The sequence below is a fragment of the Paraburkholderia tropica genome, from assembly GCF_900109265.1.
Lineage (GTDB): Bacteria > Pseudomonadota > Gammaproteobacteria > Burkholderiales > Burkholderiaceae > Paraburkholderia > Paraburkholderia tropica.
Genome location: NZ_FNZM01000005.1, coordinates 143260 through 159498, shown reverse-complemented (window position 1 = coordinate 159498; position 16239 = coordinate 143260). Strand labels below are relative to the sequence as shown.

Here is a 16239-nt window from a genome sequence, read left to right as displayed (position 1 = left end):
GAGGCCTCAGGCGGTCGCGAGGGTTTTCGTGCGACTCCGGGGGAATGTCCCGCCGGAATTCGAGCGAAAACGAAAAAGGCCATGCAGGACTCGCCGCAGGCACGATGCCCGTGGTCGGTTCTTGCATGGCCCCTCTGTCCTCGGTACCTGAGAGATTGCGTCGAACGACGCGCGCCCCTTCGGTGGGCAGCCTGAACGCCAGGGTTACGATCCCTCCGCCGTTCTACTGCCGCTCTCCAGAGTTGCGGACCTGAGTGCCGTCTCGCGCGTCTCGCACGCGGGTGCGAAACAGGCGAAGCAGCGGTCCGGCGCGCACGGTCCTTTTGCCTGAGAGTTTGTGGGTTGCCCCTTCGGCGGCGGCGTTGCGATTCGAAATTGACTCGACTCGCGAACGTCGCGCTCTCCCGGCGCGCGCAGCGATTGTGCTGGACGCCGGCGGGCTGTGTCAATGCGGAAAAATTAGGCGCACCGTGGCGGCGGAACGGGAGTGGAACCTGCGCCAGCCGGCCGCGCGTGCTGGCGGGCCATGCGCCGAACGCCGCCCGGCAAGGCTTGCGCGCATGCGGCCCCGAAAGAACCGCTCGCGCGCGACCGCGCATGCGCGCCAAAAAAAGAAACGGGCCGCGCGAGGCGGCCCATGTGATCGCGGTGGTTTTGCGCGGGCTTATTCGCCGATGGCGCGCGCCGCCGTATCGAGCTCCTGGTTGAGCACGTGCTGCTCGTCGCCGGAGATGCCGCCGCCGTGCTGCGCAGCCATGTCGTGCGCCTCGCCGCGGATCGTGTCGAGGCGGTGATGCAGCGCGGCGCCCTGCGGCGGCGGATAGTAGCCCTGGTTCACGCGCGCGTCGATGCGGCGGCCCAAGGTGTCGATGCGGGCGTCGACCTGATGCAGGCGGTCGACGGCCAGTTCATGCGGATTCGAGCCGGAATGCTGCGCGGGCGGGGTGACGACGCATGCGGCGAGCGTCGAGATCAGCGCGGCGGCGCAGCTCAGGCGGATGGCACGGTTCATACAATTCAATCGGGTCATTGAGACTCTCCTTGTTGTCGGTCCGGGGCGGGCTGGCGCGCGCCACGAACCCTGCACCCCGGAAGATGCAGAACGTTATCGCTCTGTTTCTGGCGTTGTTCGTCGGCAAACGCGTCGCGCGCGCCGTGCGATGACCGCACGGCGGCGCAGACTTGTAACCGTTTGTATGGACCTTTCAGACGCGTCGGCGGTTTGCAAGCCGCGCGGCCTCGCCGGGCAGTCGGTTCGCGCGAGGTTCGCGCGCTCAGCGCGCGCTCACTGAGCGCGCGTGAAGGCGATCGTGCGGCCTTCCTCGGCGCTGCGCATCGCCAGCTCGACGATCGTCATCACATCGACGGCGTCCTGCGGACTCACCGGGAACGGCGTGCCCTCGCGGATCGCGGCGGCGAGCGCGCGGTACAGGTCGGCGTAATTGCCCGCGGCGTTGGGCACGTCGCGGTCGGACTCCTGGCCGTCGTCGGCCATGACGTGCAGTCGGCCCGCTTCGTTGCCGTCGCCGAAACCGGGCTGGCCGGGGCGCAGGCCCGCCTTCAGCTGGTCCTCCTGGGTATCGAGCCCGTTTTTCAGGTAGCTGCCGCGCGTGCCGTGAATCGCGAAACGCGGCGCGTACGCGGCCAGCGCGCTCGCGTGCAGCACGGCGTCGAGGCCGTCGTAGCGCAGCACGAGGTGCGCGTAGTCGGGCGCGCTGGCGTGGTCGCGGCGCGTGTGCACGAAGGCCGTGACCGACTCGGGCGCGCCGAACAGCGCGAGCGTCTGGTCGATCAGATGCGGCCCGAGGTCGTAGAGCAGGCCGCCGCCGCGCGTCGCGTCCTCGCGCCAGCGCTGGCGCACCTGCGGACGGAAGCGGTCGAAGTGCGATTCGTAATGCGTGACGCGGCCCAGCTCGCCGTTCGCGATCAGCTGCTTGACGGTGAGGAAGTCGCCGTCCCAGCGACGGTTGTGGAACGGCGCGAACACGAGGCCGCGCTGCTTCGCGATGGCCGCGAGCGTGCGCGCTTCCTCGGCGGTGAGCGTGACCGGTTTGTCGACGAGCACGTGCTTGCCGCGCTCCAGCGTGCGGCGCGCGAGTTCGTAGTGCGTGTCGTTGGGCGTGGCGATCACGACGCATTCGATCGCGTCGAGCGAGAGCAGCGCGTCGAGATCGGGGACGATTGCGGCGTCCGGATAGTCGGCCTGCGCACGCTCGGCCTGGCTCGTGGCGATGGCGGCAAGCGTGACGGGCAGATTCGCCGTGCCGCTATGGGCGATCACGGGTGCATGGAAGGTCTGGCCGGCGAAGCCATAGCCCATCAGGCCGATTTGCAGCGGTGCTGTCATGTAAGCGCGTCCTCTTTCCAGCGTGGGAGCGGCACGGCGGGTAGCGATGCCGCGGGTGGCGGGAGCCCGTTATTGTGGCACGCACGACGGCGCGCGTGGCGGGGCGCTGCGGGGACGGATCGGCGTGCGGCTGGATCGGCTGGTCGACGCGGCGTGTCGTTGTGACACGACGCTGTGACCTGATGCGCGCGGGATGCGGCGTCGCGCCGTTAGCGGGGCGGCATCGGCGCGACACCGCATCGTGTTAACATCGCGGCTCTCGCGTGAAGGGCCGCCGCGCCATGAGCATCGTCTGCATCATGCGCAGGTCTTGCGCCGCACGCTACCCGGCAGTACCACCCGTTTTTCCAATCCAGCAACGATGTCCGCAGGCCTGAATCCCGCCCAGAACGAAGCGGTGCGCTATCTCGACGGTCCCTGTCTCGTGCTCGCCGGCGCGGGCAGCGGCAAGACGCGCGTCATTACGCAGAAGATCGCCCATCTGATCGAAGCGAAAGGCTTCGAGCCGCGCCATATCGCCGCCGTCACCTTCACCAACAAGGCCGCCGCCGAAATGCGCGAGCGCGTGGGCAAACTGCTCGAAGGCAAGACGCTCACGACGCCCGGCAAGGAAGGCCGCAAGGTGCCGGCGAACCAGTTGACCGTCTGTACGTTCCACTCGCTGGGCGTGCAGATCCTGCGCCAGGAAGCCGAGCATCTGGGACTCAAGCCCCAGTTCTCGATCATGGATTCGGACGACTGCTTCGCCATGATCCAGGAGCAGGTGGGCTCGACCGACAAGGGTTTCATCCGCAAGATCCAGTCGATCATCTCGCTCTGGAAGAACGGTCTCGTCATGCCCGAGCAGGCGCTCGCGACGGCGTCGAACGAGGACGAGCATCAGGCGGCCATCGTCTACCGCAACTACATGGCGACGCTGCACGCCTATCAGGCCGTCGATTTCGACGATCTGATCCGCCTGCCCGCCGAGCTGTTCGCGAAGAACGAGCCGGTGCGCGAGCGCTGGCAGAACAAGCTGCGCTATCTGCTGGTCGACGAATACCAGGACACCAACACTTGCCAGTACGAGCTGCTCAAGCTGCTGGCGGGCCCGCGCGCGGCGTTCACGGCCGTGGGCGACGACGACCAGGCGATCTACGGCTGGCGCGGCGCGACCATCGAAAATCTCGCGCAACTCGGCAAGGATTATCCGAAGCTGCACGTGGTCAAGCTGGAGCAGAACTATCGCTCGACCGTGCGCATTCTCACGGCGGCGAACAACGTGATCGCCAATAACCCGAAGCTGTTCGAGAAGAAGCTCTGGTCCGAGCACGGCATGGGCGACACGATCACCGTCACGCCCTGCAACGACGAGGAGCACGAAGCCGAATCGGTCGTGTTCCGTCTCTCGGCGCACAAGTTCGAGCGCCGCGCGCAGTTCCGCGACTACGCCATTCTTTATCGCGGCAATTTCCAGGCGCGCATCTTCGAGCAGGTGCTGCGCCGCGAGCGCATTCCGTACGTGCTGTCGGGCGGGCAGTCGTTCTTCGACAAGGCCGAAATCAAGGACATCTGCGCGTATCTGCGTCTGATCGCCAATCACGACGACGATCCCGCGTTCATCCGCGCGATCACGACGCCGCGCCGCGGCGTGGGCAACACCACGCTCGAAGCGCTCGGCTCGTTCGCGGGGCAGGCGAAGGTGTCGCTGTTCGAAGCGGTGTACATGGGCGGCATCGAGGCGCGGCTGTCCGCGCGCCAGGTCGAGCCGATGCGCGTGTTCTGCGACTTCATGCAGCGCCTGGCCGAGCGCGCCGTGAAGGATCCGGCGACCGTCGTGCTCGACGAGCTGATGGACGCGATCCACTACGAGGCGTATCTCTACGACGCCTTCGACGAGCGCCAGGCGCAGTCGAAGTGGCAGAACGTGCTCGAATTCCTCGAATGGCTCAAGCGCAAGGGCACCAAGCCCGAGCAGGAGATCGGCGAAGACAGCGAGGCGACGGGTTACGACAACACCGACGGTCTCGCCGACACCGGCAAGAATCTGATGGGCCTGATCCAGACCGTCGCGCTGATGTCGATGCTTGAAGGCAAGGAAGAGGACCCGGACGCGGTGCGCCTGTCGACCGTGCACGCGTCGAAGGGGCTGGAGTATCCGCACGTGTTCCTGGTGGGCGTCGAGGAAGGCATCATGCCGCATCGCGGCGGCTCGGAAGACGACATCGTCGACGATTCGCGCATCGAGGAAGAGCGCCGCCTGATGTATGTGGCGATCACGCGCGCGCAGCGCAGCCTGCATCTGAACTGGTGCAAGAAGCGCAAGCGGGCGCGCGAGACGGTGGTGTGCGAGCCGTCGCGCTTCATCCCCGAAATGGGACTCGACGAAGCGCCGCCGCCGACCGCCGAGGAAGCGCCGATGTCGCCGAAAGACCGGCTCGCGAGTTTGAAGGCGCTGTTGCAGAAGGGCTGATCTGATCGCCCGCGCGCACGCGTCCGGCTGAAAGGGAAAGGGCCGCATCGAGTGTCGATGCGGCCCTTTGTTTTTGTTACGCAGTTTGCGGCGCGCGGCTTACTTCGCGGCGCTCACCATGTAATCGACGGCGGCCTTCACGTCGGCGTCCGAGGCGTTCGAGCCGCCCTTGGGCGGCATCGCGCCCTTGCCGTGCAGCGCGTAGTTGTAGACCGTGTCCATCGGGTCCTTGAGGCGCGGCGCCCAGTCGTCCTTGTTGCCGAACTTCGGCGCGCCCAGCACGCCCGCGGCGTGACACGCCTGGCAGACCTGCGTGTAGAGCGCCTTGCCGGCCTGCGCGGCGTCGGCGCTTTGCGTCGCGCCGCCTGCCGCAGGGTTGCCCGAAGCGGCCTGCGGGATCGCGGCGATGGCGGCCGCGGCGGCGGAGGCCTGGGCAGCGTTCGCATCGGCGCCCGATGCGGCCGGCGCTGCCGCCGCTGCGCCCGACGCCGCGTTCGCCGCGCCCGGCGCGGGCTTGGGCGGATCCTGGAAGTTCGCGCCGCCGTGATTGGCCATGTAGGCCACGGCGAGGCCGATTTCGTAGTCGCTGTAGTCGTCGGGGCTGGTGCCGCCGCGCGGCGGCATCGCGCCCTTGCCGGAGAGCGCGGTGTGCCAGAGCGTGTCGTAGCCCTGGGCGATGCGCGGCGCCCAGTCGCCGGCGTTGCCGAACTTCGGCGCGCCCGCCGCGCCGCTCGCGTGGCAGGCGGAACAGACGGCCTGGTAGACCTGCTCGCCGGTCTTGTAGACGCGCGGCGCGTTGGCGTCGCGGATCGACACTTGGGCGATCGGCGCGATGCGCGAGGCGACTTGCTGGGCGGAGAGTTCGTCGGTGCCCGCGCCGGTGCGCGTCGTGTTGTCGACGTAGTAGGCGAGCAGAACGATGATGACGATAGGGACGGCAAACCCGGCGATGACAGCGGCGATCAACTGGCCGGGCGTTTTGATCGGGGCTCCGTGGGGTGCTTCGCTCATGCTTGTCTCGACTCCCGTTGGTATTGTGGTGAGCGGTACAGCAGGACGGCAACGGCCTTGCGAATGATCAAACAGGAACGATTATAGACGCAAGGTTTCGCGCCCGGTGGCGGTGCGCGGGGGCGCTTAAGCGGGCGTTTACCCGCATCTTTGCGCTTGTCTTGCCTGCTTTACCGGGGGTTGGGCGCGGTGGGGCGTTGGCCTTGGTACGCGGCTGCTGCTTAAAAAGCGTCGGATCATAGCGCATCGGGCGCGGGTGTCGTCGCATGGGTTTGCGCGTGTGGGTGCGTTTGCCTGGGGGTGCGCGTACACCGCTGCCGGCCCGGTCCCGGCGGCCCGCGCGCGGTGGACGTTGTCATCGAAACCGGGTATCCTCTCGGTCTCTACGGCGCTGCTATCCCCGTATTTTGCGGTCTGGCTGGCAGCGCTTTCGCACGAATGAGCCTGGGTGTTTCTCCTCCACGCCAGTTCGCGCGAGTCACGCGCCCGTAGCTCAATGGATAGAGTACTGCCCTCCGAAGGCAGGGGTTGCTGGTTCGATCCCAGCCGGGCGCGCCAGAATTTGCGTATCACGTCGGAGTAGCAGATCAAACTGCACAAAGCCGCACCGACCCGCATCAAGCAAGGCCCTATGGCGCAAGCCTGGGGCCTTTGTTTTTTGCGCTCCCCTCACACACCCAGCCACTGCGCACACGCCGCGCGCATGCGCTCCACCACCGCGGGCCACGGCTCCTCGCGTCCTCGTCTGAACAGCCGCACCGTCTCGGGATACCACGGCGAGTCGTCGCGGCCATGCATCCAGCGCCAGTCGACGTCGTACGACGGCAGCAGCACCCAGCACGGTTTGCCGAGCGAGGCCGCGAGATGAGCGGTCGACGTATCCACGCAGATCACGAGATCGAGTTGCGAAATGAGCGCGGCCGTGTCGGTGAAATCGTCGAGATCGGCGCCGAGCGGCAGAATCGGAAAGCAGGCGGGCAGCGACAGCGCCTCGTCTTCTCCCGCGCCTTTTTGCAGACTCACGAACTTGGCGCCCGGCAGCCCCCAGAGCGGCGCGAGTGCGTTGAGCATCGGCAACGAGCGGTGCGCGTCGTTGTGATGTTTCGGATTGCCTTTCCAGACCAGACCGATGCGATGTCCCGTGCCGAGATCGGCGAGGCGCGCGCGCCAATGTTCGACGCGTGACGGACACTGCGCGATGCGCAGCGGCGGCGGAATCGTGTCGAGTGTGGTGCCGAGTCGCAGCGGCGCGCTCAGCGGACTGATCCAGCAATCGAATTCGTTCGCGCGCGCGAGCGCGGCTTCGTGGCTGAGCACGACGTCGACGCCTTCGACTTCCGCGAACAGGCGATGCAGCGGCGCAACGCACGCAAAGGCCACGCGCGCCGTGCCGCGTGCCTTCAGCGCGTGCAGATATCGGCCGAACTGCAACATGTCGCCGAGTCCGTCTTCCTGCCAGACCAGCAGCGTCTTGCCGGTCAGCGGCTCGCCTTGCCAGCGCGGGCAAGGCAGCATCGACTGCGTGGCGTGCGGCGCGAAGCCGGGCATGCCATAGCGACATTCGTATAGCAGAAAGCCTTCCTCGAAACGCCCCACGCTGATGAGCAGCGTGGCGAGCCGGAACATCGCATCGCCGTAATCGGGGCGCAGCACGAGCGCGCGGCGATAGGCGCTTTCGGCGTGATCGAGCTCGCCGAGCTCCTTCATGATGCTGCCGATGTTGAAGTGCGTTTCGGCCATGTCGGCGCGCAGCGTGAGCGCGTGATGAAACGCGGCGAGCGCGTCATGCAGACGTCCGAGCGCGAGCAGCGTGCAGCCGAGATTGTTGGCCGCTTCGACGCGGTTCGGCGCGAGCCGCAGCGCTTCTCGATAGGCCGATTCCGCTTCGGCCACGCGCTCGGTCGTGTGCAGCACGCAACCGAGGTTGTAGTGCGCGTCGGCGAAATCGGGGCGCAGCGCGAGCGTTTGCCGGAAGGCGTTTTCCGCTTCGGGCAGACGCTTGAGCGCCGTGAGCACGCAGCCGAGATTGTTGAGTGCATCGGCGAAGTCGGGGCGCATCTGCAATGCGAGGCGGCAGGCCAGTTCGGCTTCGGGCAGACGGCCGCGCGCCTTGAACAGCGCGGCCAGATTGTTCAGCGCCTCGGGGAACTGTGGTTGCGCGAGCAGCGCCTGACGATACGCTTCTTCGGCCTCGTCGAACCGCCCGCGCTCGCACAGCAGATTGCCGAGGCTGTTGCTCGCCATCGCGCACTGTGGATCGGCGGCGAGCGCTTCGCGATACGCCGCTTCGGCCTCGTCGAGCCGGCGCTGGTCGTGCAGCACCGCGCCGAGGTGGTAGCGCGCGCCGACGTGTCCCGGTTCCAGTGCGAGCGCCGCGCGTTGCGAGGCCTCCGCCGAGGCGTAGCGGCCAAGACGCTGTAACACGAGGCCGCGATGATGGTGAGCGTCGATGTCGTCGGGGCGCAGCTCGGTCAGGCGTCCATAGGCGGCTTCCGCTTCGGCAAGCTGGCCGAGTTGCGCCAGCGTCGCGCCCAGTCCGCGATAGCCCTCGGCGAAATCCGGCGCCGCTTCACTACAACGCACCCAGAACGCTTTCGCCCGTTCGGGCTCGCCCGCGCCCGACGCGCAGGTGGCGGCGAGCTGGAGCGCGTGCGCGAGCGCGGCGTCATTGGCGCTTGCCGTTTCGCCGACGATCGGGGCGAGCAGGGCCAGGGCATCGGCGAATTGCTGGCCGGCGCAGAGCGTCGTGGCGTCGCGCAGGATGGCGTCGTGCGAGCGGAGGGGCGTGCGTGTTGCGGTCACGGTGGTCGAGGCAGGAGCAGGACGCCCAGATTAAGCGAAGCGCGCGTGCCGCGGCGGCCGGAATTGAGCGCGGAGCACCGCCCAATTCCGGCAATCGCGCGGGCGCATTAATCACTTTTCAGGCTGTAAGGTGAATGCCGTCGCAATGCCGGAGCAATGGCGTTTCAAATACGCAATTCGCATTGCCGCATATAAAACCGTATCAGGAAGCCATCGGCGCGCATCTTCGTCGAGCACGGTGCGATCGCCGGGAAAGCCCGCCACGCGGCGCATCGGCGGGGATGGCGCGGCTCCCCTGCAAGCAAGATTCAGGAAGGTGCTAAAGATTTTCCGGCCAGGGTCGTTATCACAAACAAGGCGGCCGGCCATCGCACCGCTGCCGTTACCAGGGCTGACTGGCCCCATCTGGAGAATATCCATGCTTGGAATCAATACCAACATCAACTCGCTCGTCTCGCAGCAGAATCTGACGGGCTCGGGTAGCGCACTTTCGCAGGCGATCACGCGCCTCTCGTCGGGCAAGCGCATCAACAGCGCAGCGGACGATGCAGCAGGTCTGGCGATCTCGAACATCATGCAGACCCAGATCAACGGTCTGAATCAAGGCGTGTCGAACTCGAACGACGGTACGTCGATGGTCCAAACCGCATCGAGCGGTCTGGCTTCGCTGACGAGCAGCCTGCAACGTATCCGCCAGCTCGCTACGCAAGCAGCGAACGGTTCGATGACGGACGACGATCGCGCGGCACTCCAGAAGGAAGTGACGCAGCAGATCTCGGAAGTGAACCGTATTGCGTCGCAAACGACGTACAACGGCATGAACCTGCTCGACGGCTCGATGGGCACGGTCACGTTCCAGGTCGGCGCAAACGTCGGTCAGTCGATCACGCTGAACCTGTCGCAAGACATGTCGTCGGCCAACCTCGGCACGGGCGTTCCGCAAGCTGGCAACACGCTGGGTTCGTTCACGAACCTGTCGCTCGACTCGACCGGCGCGCTGAGCTCGGACGCTGGCGGCGCAACGACGGCTGGCCCGGCAACGATCACGACGATCAACGTTCTGTCGGACGGCAGCGGCGGCTTCACCCTGACGGACCAGAACAACCAGGCTGTCAGCTACGCGGACGTCTCGGCTGCCTTCTCGGGCGCAGGCGTCACGTCGGATGCGAACGGCAACGCCGTCATCGATTCGAGCGCAGCTTCGGCAGGTGCAGCAGGTTCGACGTTCGCTTCGGCTATCGACACCGCCATGTCGGGTGCGAGCACCAGCGTCGGCTTCACGTCGGCAGCTGACGACGCAGTCGGCGCACAGATCGACTACCTCAACACGACGTCGAAGGTTTCGGACATCAACATCAGCACCGCTAGCGGCGCAAGCATGGCGATGGAATCGATCGACAACGCGCTGACCACGCTGAACAACCTGCAGGCAACGCTCGGCGCGGCACAAAACCGCTTCAGCGCGATCGGCTCGACGCAGCAAGCTCAGTCGACCGACCTGGCAAGCGCACAGTCGTCGATCCAGGATGCGGACTTCGCACAGGAAACCGCCAACCTGAGCAAGGCACAGGTTCTGCAACAAGCTGGTATCTCGGTGCTGGCACAAGCGAACTCGCAGCCGCAGCAGATCCTGAAGCTCCTCCAGTAAGGCGCTTCCGGCTGCAGGCACCCGGCGCGCGGTTTGATGCGCGCCGGCCGTGCACCCGTCGGGAGGCTCGCCTCCCGATTGTCGTTTCCAGCATTACCGTTTTCAAACCGCACGTTAAACCGCGCTAACCCGCCTTGCCGACGCACGGAGCCTTTTCATGTCCACCGTAACCGGATCCACCACCAGCGCGATCGCGAGTGCCGTCGCTACCACGACAGCCGCCGCCAACGCAACGGTGCAGTCAGCCGCCCAGTCGATCATCAGCGGCTCGACCAATTCGTCGATGGACACCAATTCGCTCGTGACCGCGCTCGTCAATGCGAAGACTGCGGGGCAGGCTGCGACCATCGCCGCCACGCAGACGCAGGACAACACGCTGATCTCGGCCTACGGCACGCTCTCCGCGGCACTTTCCGCGTTGCAGGCAGCCGTCGAACCGCTCAGCGACGGCGCGACGCTCGGCACGTTCTCCACCACGCTGAGCGGCACCGGCGTGACCGCCTCGGCGACCACCGGCGCCATCGCGGGTTCGTACTCGCTCAACGTTTCGCAGGTCGCCACGACCCAGGTGCTCACCTCGGCGGGCTACACCGCGACCACGAGCCTCGCATCCGGCCCGGCGACGATGACGCTCTCCGTCAACGGCAAGTCGAGCACGATCAACCTGACCAGCTCGAACAGCACGATCGCGGGCATCGCGTCGGCGATCAATTCGGCCAGCGACAATCCTGGCGTGATCGCCACCGTGGTGACCGGCTCGGACGGCGCCCACCTGGTGCTGCAATCGTCCTCGACCGGCGCGTCGAACGGCATCAGCATCAAGGTCAACGACACCAATACCGATTCGAGCGGCAACGCCGACGCGCTGAACAACCTCGCCGTGACGACGACCGCCGGCGGAACGATTTCGAGCGCCAGCGACCTCACCGCGACGGACGGCAGCGGCAAGACGTACAACCCCAGCCAGTCGACCATTTCCGGTTCGGGCTGGACCCAGACGCAGGCCGCCCAGAGCGCGTACTTCACGCTGGGCGGCGTGGGCGTGACCAGCGACACCAATGCCGTGAAGTCCGCCCTGACCGGCGTGACGGTGAATCTCACGTCGGCGGCGGTCGGCACGACGCAGACGCTGACGATCGCGCAGGACACCAGCGCGGAATCCGCGGCGATCGACAATTTCGTCACGCTCTACAACACGCTCGTCACGACGGTGAACTCGCTGACGGCGTACTCGTCGACCTCGACTTCGCAGGGCGTGCTGCTCGGCGATTCGACGGTCAACATGATCCAGAATCAGCTCGCGAAGATCGTGGGCAGCGGCGTGGGCACCGGCACGGCGAAGTCGACGCTGGCCGCGATCGGCATCACGCTGCAGGCGGACGGCACGCTGTCGGTCGACGACACGACGCTCAGCGACGCGCTGCAGAACAACCAGTCGGTCGTGGCGTCGCTGTTCAATCCGACGACCGGCATCGCCGCGCAGCTCGACGACAGCATCACGAACTACACCTCGGCCGGCGGTATCATCCAGAACCGGACGGACGCCATCAACTCCGATCTGACGAGCCTCACGAACCAGCAGACGCAGCTCACCTCGTGGCAGGCCCAGCTCACCAGCATGTACACGGAGAAGTTCTCCGCGCTCGACACGCTGATGGCGACGATGAACAACAACTCGCAGTACCTCACGCAATTGTTCGGCGGCACCAACAGCGCAGGTGCGCTGGCCACCAACAAGAGCTAATGCCCGGCAGGGAGCGAACCATGCAGAACGCAAGCACGATCGAGCGCATCTGGGCGATGACGAAAGACCTCGAGCAGGCGGCCGCCGTCGGCGAGTGGGAACGTGCAACGCAGCTTGCGATGGAACGCTCCCCGTTGCTGATGTCGCTCGGTGCGCAGCCGCCGCAGGAATTCATGGCGCGTCTGCGGATGATCCACGAGATCGACGCACGCATCGTCGAAGCCGCGCGTTCCGCGCAGGTCGCGCTCGGCAGCGAGTACCAGGCGAGCATGCAGGCAAGCCGCAATGCGGGGCGTTATCTGAGCATGGCGCGCTACTGACATTACTGAAGCGCTGCCCGCTGCGTCCTTCGCGGCGCACGCATCGTCATCGAGCCCGCCTTGCGCGGGCTTTTTTGCGTCCGTCGTGAATGGGCGGGTCTTTCGTGCCGTCCGGGAGCCGCCCGCACGCGCGCCTGGCGCGGCAGAAAAGCGGGTCGCGACTGCCCGCCATCTGGCGTTCCCCAATTCTCTTCGGTCTCCGCGTGTTTTCGCCGGATTTCTCGCGCGAAACGCGCCTGGAGGGCAAATTAGCGCCCGTTTTGGCGCTAGCTCGGCCCATCGACGCGCGAACCCCCGCCTCATAATTTGACGGTTCCGACTTTCCGACGCACGTGCGCCTTTTGTCATGACCGCCTTCCTTACTCCGGATCGCCCGGCCTCGCCTGCGGCCGAAGCGCAGCACAATCGCGACGTGGCGCTCGCCATGCAGAGCGCGATCGAACATCATCGCCAGCAGCAGTACGACGCGGCCGCCGCGCTCTATCGCTCCGTGCTGCAAATCGCGGGCGATTACGCCGACGCGCACTATCACCTCGGCGTGCTGCTCATGCAAACGGGGCGCCCCGCCGATGCCGTGCCGCATTTCGAGGCGGCGCTCGGCCAGGTGCCGAAGAACGGTCAAATCTGGGTCTATTACATCAACGCCCTGGTGGCCAGCGAGCAGACCGAGGCGGCGCGCATGGCGCTCGAACTCGCGCGGCAGCACGGTTTGCCCGAGCCGGCCGTGCAGACGCTGCGCGCGCGCATCGAAGGGGAAGACGAAGCGCCGGTCGCGGCTGCGCCTGCGCCGGATACCGCCGTCGAGGCCGAGGCGAGCGCCGACGATGAGGGCGCGCCCGAGGCGGTGGCCGAAAGCGCATCCGAAGAAGCCGCGCCTGAGTCCGACGAAGCGGACAAGCGCGTGAAACTCGACGTTCGCCGCGCGAGCGCCAAGGAAATTCGCCAGTTCCAGCAACTCGTCAGCAGCGGCAAGCTCGACGCGGCGCTGAAGGCCGGACGTCGCCTGACGCAGCAATACCCGTCGCACGGCGATTGCTGGATCGAACTGGGGCGCGTCCTGCAGAGCACGGGCCACTATGGCGAGGCCGTCGAGGCGGCCGAACACGCCGCCCGCCTGCTGCCGAATCATCTCGCCGCGCAGCTGGTGCTGGCCGACCGGCTGGTGGTGGCGCGTCAGTACGGCCGCGCCGCGGCGCACTGTGAGCGGGTGCTCGAAAAGCATCCCGAGAACGCGGCGCTGCATCGCAACCTGGGTTCCGCGTTGCTGGAACTGGGCCGGATCGACGAAGGCTTCGCCGAACTGCGGCGCGCCGTCGAGCTTGCGCCGAACAATGCCATCGAAATCGACGCGCTCGCGACCGCGCTGGGCAAGCACGGCTTGTTCGACGAAGCGGAAGCCACCTATCGCCGCGCGCTCGAACTGGCGCCGATGCAGGCGTCGACGCACAGCAACCTGCTGTTCTATCTGATGCACAAGCCCGACTTCGACGCGGCCAGCCTGTTTGCGGAGTTCCGCGAATTCGCCGCGCGTCACGAAGCGCCGCTGCTCGGCAAGCGCGTCCCGCACGCCAACGATCGCGATCCGGCGCGGCAACTCCGGATCGGCTTCGTGTCGGGCGACCTGATCAACCACCCCGTTGCGTATTTTTTCCTGTCGGTGCTGGAGCATCTGGCGCGCGATTCGAGCCTGTCGCTGCACATCTACTCGAATTACCTGATGACGGATGCGTTTACGGACCGGATTCGCCGCCACGCGCAGACGTGGACCGAAGTGTTCGGCATGAACGATCAGGCGGTGGCGCAAAAAATCCGCGACGATCGCATCGATATCCTGATCGATCTGTCCGGCCATACCGGACGCAACCGGCTGGTCGCCTTCGCGCACAAGCCGGCACCGGTGCAGGCAAGCTGGATCGGCAATCCGTCGACGACGGGTCTGGATTCCGTCGACTACTATCTGTCGGACCGCTTCGTCACGCCGTTCGAGTCGTTCGAGCGTTGTTTCTCGGAAAAGCTCGTGTTCCTGCCGGCGCTCGCGCCGTTCAAGCCGCACCCTGACGCGCCGGACGTCAATGAACTGCCGGCCCTGAAAAATGGCTACATCACGTTCGGCAGCTTCAGCCGGATCGTCAAGATCAGCAATGACGTCGTGGCGCTCTGGGCGCGCGTGCTGCGCGAAGTGCCGGATTCGCGCATGATCATCGGCGCGGTGGCGGCCAAGGATCAGATGATCAAACTGACGCAGATGTTCGCCGACGAAGGCATCGAGGTGAGCCGCATCAGCTTCCTGAAGCGCGCGGGTGTCACGACCTATCTGCAGCAGCACAATCTGATCGACGTCAGTCTCGACACGTTCCCGTTCGGCAATTCGACCACGACCATGCAGGCGCTGTGGATGGGCGTGCCTACCATGACGCTGCCTGGCGACTCGATGGCGAGCCGCAGCAGCACCGGCTGGCTGTCGCTGCTCGGTCTCGATGCGGCGTTCGTCGCGCAGGACAAGGACGACTTCGTGCGCAAGTGCGCCGCGCTGGCCGCGGACCCGACCGCGCTCGCGATCGTGCGCAGCGAGCTGCGCGAATATTGCCGCCAGTCCGTGCTGATCGACGCGGAGGCGATCGCCCATGCCGCGTCGCGGGCGTTCCGCATCATGTGGCAGCGCTGGTGCGATGGCCTCGCGCCGGAGCACTTCGAGGTGGAGGCGCAAGTCGACCGGACATCGGCTGCGATGGTGGTCGAGGCGGTGCCGGCCGAACTGGCCCCGGCGCCGACCGCCGTCCCCGCACCCGCGCGCGAAGCGCGTCCGACGTCCACCGAGGGCGTGCAGGCCGCTGCCGTCGCCGAAGCGATTGCCGCGACGTCGGCCATCGCTCAGGCGGGCGCCGTTCCGGCCAGCCAGCCAGCGGCGCTGCGACCGTGCTACGAGCAGGTCGTGGTGCTGTGCCCCGTCGTGACCACGGGCGGCCCGGAAGCGCTGCACCAGTTGGCCCATGTCATCAACGCCAACGGCGGCAACGCGGAGATGGCGTACTACGGTCAGGGCTCGAGCCTGATCGAGGACGGCAGCGTCTTGCGCGCGGCCTATGCGCCCAACGCCGAATTCGAGGCCGCTTACGCGCGCTATGCGCCGACTCCGCTGAAACAGGCGCCGCTGACGCCCAGCACGCTGATCATCTTCCCCGAGGTCCAGGCCGCGCGCGCGCGCAAGTTCCCCGGCGCGAAGCGTGCCGTCTGGTGGCTGTCGGTGGATAACGCGATCGGCTCGATACCTGAACTGGCCGACCCGGCCTATGCCGCGGAGCTGCTGAGCGAGCCGGGCATCCTCCACCTTTACCAGTCGGATTACGCGCGCCGCTTCCTCGAACGCCACGGCGCACGCGAAATTCTTCCGCTGTTCGACTTCATCAATCGCGACTATCTGGACGCGGACCTGAGCGCGTCGGCGCCCCCGCGAAAACTCATCGGGCTCTTTCCGCGCAAAGGCGGCGCGCTGGCATCGCGGTTCGTCGGCAAGCATCCCGATCTGCCGTTTGCGCTGATCCAGAACATGTCGCGCGAGCAGGTCCGCGCGACGCTCGCGCAGTGCGCCGTTTATATCGACTTCGGCCACCATCCGGGCAAGGATCGCGTGCCGCGCGAAGCGGCCGTTTCCGGCGCGGTGGTGTTCCTGCACGAACGCGGCGCCGCGAGCTGCTATGCGGATCATCCGCTCGATTCGTTCTATCTGTTCCGCGAACAGGACATCGAAAGCGGGCTGCTGCACGCGAAGATCACCACGGTGCTGGCCCGCCATGCCGAGCATTTCGCGAAGCAGCGGCTGTATCGACAGCGCGTCCTGCTGGAAGTGGACGAGTTCGCACTGCAGGTCAAGACGGCCTTCTTCGAAAAACAGTCACGCACCTGAAGCACCTCGTC

General features: G+C 66.5%; 10 protein-coding genes, 1 tRNA gene and 2 riboswitches. Of the genes, 6 read left to right on the top strand and 5 right to left on the bottom strand.

Going from position 1 to position 16239, the window contains the following annotated elements; genetic code table 11:
- Nucleotides 1-124 precede the first annotated feature (124 nt).
- Nucleotides 125-250, bottom strand: a riboswitch (glycine riboswitch).
- Between the two features lie 56 nt (nucleotides 251-306).
- Nucleotides 307-417: riboswitch (glycine riboswitch) on the bottom strand.
- 247 nt (nucleotides 418-664) lie between these two features.
- Together BMY06_RS09565 and BMY06_RS09560 are read right to left on the bottom strand one after the other, a co-directional pair.
- Complete coding sequence (locus BMY06_RS09565) at nucleotides 665-1012, bottom strand: hypothetical protein (protein ID WP_065061739.1); 348 nt, start codon at nucleotides 1010-1012, stop codon at nucleotides 665-667.
- Between the two features lie 273 nt (nucleotides 1013-1285).
- Nucleotides 1286-2347: an oxidoreductase gene (locus BMY06_RS09560; protein WP_074982827.1), complete on the bottom strand. Its 1062-nt coding sequence runs from the start codon at nucleotides 2345-2347 to the stop codon at nucleotides 1286-1288.
- Between the two features lie 361 nt (nucleotides 2348-2708).
- Here BMY06_RS09560 and BMY06_RS09555 point away from each other — a divergent pair, with 361 nt between their 5' ends.
- Entirely contained in the window at nucleotides 2709-4799 is a 2091-nt protein-coding gene (locus BMY06_RS09555; protein WP_065061737.1) for a UvrD-helicase domain-containing protein, read from the top strand.
- A 99-nt stretch (nucleotides 4800-4898) separates the two neighbouring features.
- Here the strand turns inward: BMY06_RS09555 and BMY06_RS09550 are convergent, their stop codons facing one another.
- Nucleotides 4899-5810, bottom strand: coding sequence for a c-type cytochrome (locus BMY06_RS09550; protein ID WP_074982825.1), 912 nt, complete (start codon nucleotides 5808-5810; stop codon nucleotides 4899-4901).
- 482 nt (nucleotides 5811-6292) lie between these two features.
- Between BMY06_RS09550 and BMY06_RS09545 the strand changes: the two genes are divergently transcribed.
- A tRNA-Arg gene (locus tag BMY06_RS09545) sits at nucleotides 6293-6368 on the top strand.
- Nucleotides 6369-6479: 111 nt separating this feature from the next.
- Here the strand turns inward: BMY06_RS09545 and BMY06_RS09540 are convergent.
- Nucleotides 6480-8612 (bottom strand): tetratricopeptide repeat protein, encoded by a 2133-nt coding sequence (locus BMY06_RS09540; protein ID WP_074982823.1) that lies wholly within the window; start codon nucleotides 8610-8612, stop codon nucleotides 6480-6482.
- Nucleotides 8613-8723: 111 nt separating this feature from the next.
- Complete coding sequence (locus BMY06_RS38560; protein WP_143064412.1) at nucleotides 8724-9032, bottom strand: hypothetical protein; 309 nt, start codon at nucleotides 9030-9032, stop codon at nucleotides 8724-8726.
- Between BMY06_RS38560 and BMY06_RS09535 the strand changes: the two genes are divergently transcribed.
- From BMY06_RS09535 to BMY06_RS09520, 4 genes are all read left to right on the top strand, one after another.
- Complete coding sequence (locus tag BMY06_RS09535) at nucleotides 9031-10260, top strand: flagellin (RefSeq protein ID WP_065065261.1); 1230 nt, start codon at nucleotides 9031-9033, stop codon at nucleotides 10258-10260. The two genes, BMY06_RS38560 and BMY06_RS09535, sit on opposite strands and share 2 nt — an antisense overlap.
- A 157-nt stretch (nucleotides 10261-10417) precedes the next feature.
- Nucleotides 10418-12004: a flagellar filament capping protein FliD gene (gene fliD, locus BMY06_RS09530; RefSeq protein ID WP_065065260.1), complete on the top strand. Its 1587-nt coding sequence runs from the start codon at nucleotides 10418-10420 to the stop codon at nucleotides 12002-12004.
- Nucleotides 12005-12024: 20 nt separating this feature from the next.
- Nucleotides 12025-12324, top strand: coding sequence for a flagellar protein FliT (gene fliT / locus BMY06_RS09525; protein ID WP_065065259.1), 300 nt, complete (start codon nucleotides 12025-12027; stop codon nucleotides 12322-12324).
- Between the two features lie 346 nt (nucleotides 12325-12670).
- Nucleotides 12671-16228 (top strand): tetratricopeptide repeat protein, encoded by a 3558-nt coding sequence (locus BMY06_RS09520; RefSeq protein WP_074982821.1) that lies wholly within the window; start codon nucleotides 12671-12673, stop codon nucleotides 16226-16228.
- Nucleotides 16229-16239: the final 11 nt, after the last annotated feature.

Excerpts from the sequence above, each read along its gene's own strand:
- BMY06_RS09565 (WP_065061739.1), bottom strand. The coding sequence starts at position 1,012 with ATGAACCGTGCCATCCGCCTGAGCTGCGCCGCCGCGCTGATCTCGACG.
- BMY06_RS09520 (WP_074982821.1), top strand. The coding sequence starts at position 12,671 with ATGACCGCCTTCCTTACTCCGGATCGCCCGGCCTCGCCTGCGGCCGAA.
- BMY06_RS38560 (WP_143064412.1), bottom strand. The coding sequence starts at position 9,032 with ATGGATATTCTCCAGATGGGGCCAGTCAGCCCTGGTAACGGCAGCGGT.
- fliT (WP_065065259.1), top strand. The coding sequence starts at position 12,025 with ATGCAGAACGCAAGCACGATCGAGCGCATCTGGGCGATGACGAAAGAC.
- BMY06_RS09535 (WP_065065261.1), top strand. The coding sequence starts at position 9,031 with ATGCTTGGAATCAATACCAACATCAACTCGCTCGTCTCGCAGCAGAAT.
- BMY06_RS09550 (WP_074982825.1), bottom strand. The coding sequence starts at position 5,810 with ATGAGCGAAGCACCCCACGGAGCCCCGATCAAAACGCCCGGCCAGTTG.
- fliD (WP_065065260.1), top strand. The coding sequence starts at position 10,418 with ATGTCCACCGTAACCGGATCCACCACCAGCGCGATCGCGAGTGCCGTC.
- BMY06_RS09560 (WP_074982827.1), bottom strand. The coding sequence starts at position 2,347 with ATGACAGCACCGCTGCAAATCGGCCTGATGGGCTATGGCTTCGCCGGC.
- BMY06_RS09555 (WP_065061737.1), top strand. The coding sequence starts at position 2,709 with ATGTCCGCAGGCCTGAATCCCGCCCAGAACGAAGCGGTGCGCTATCTC.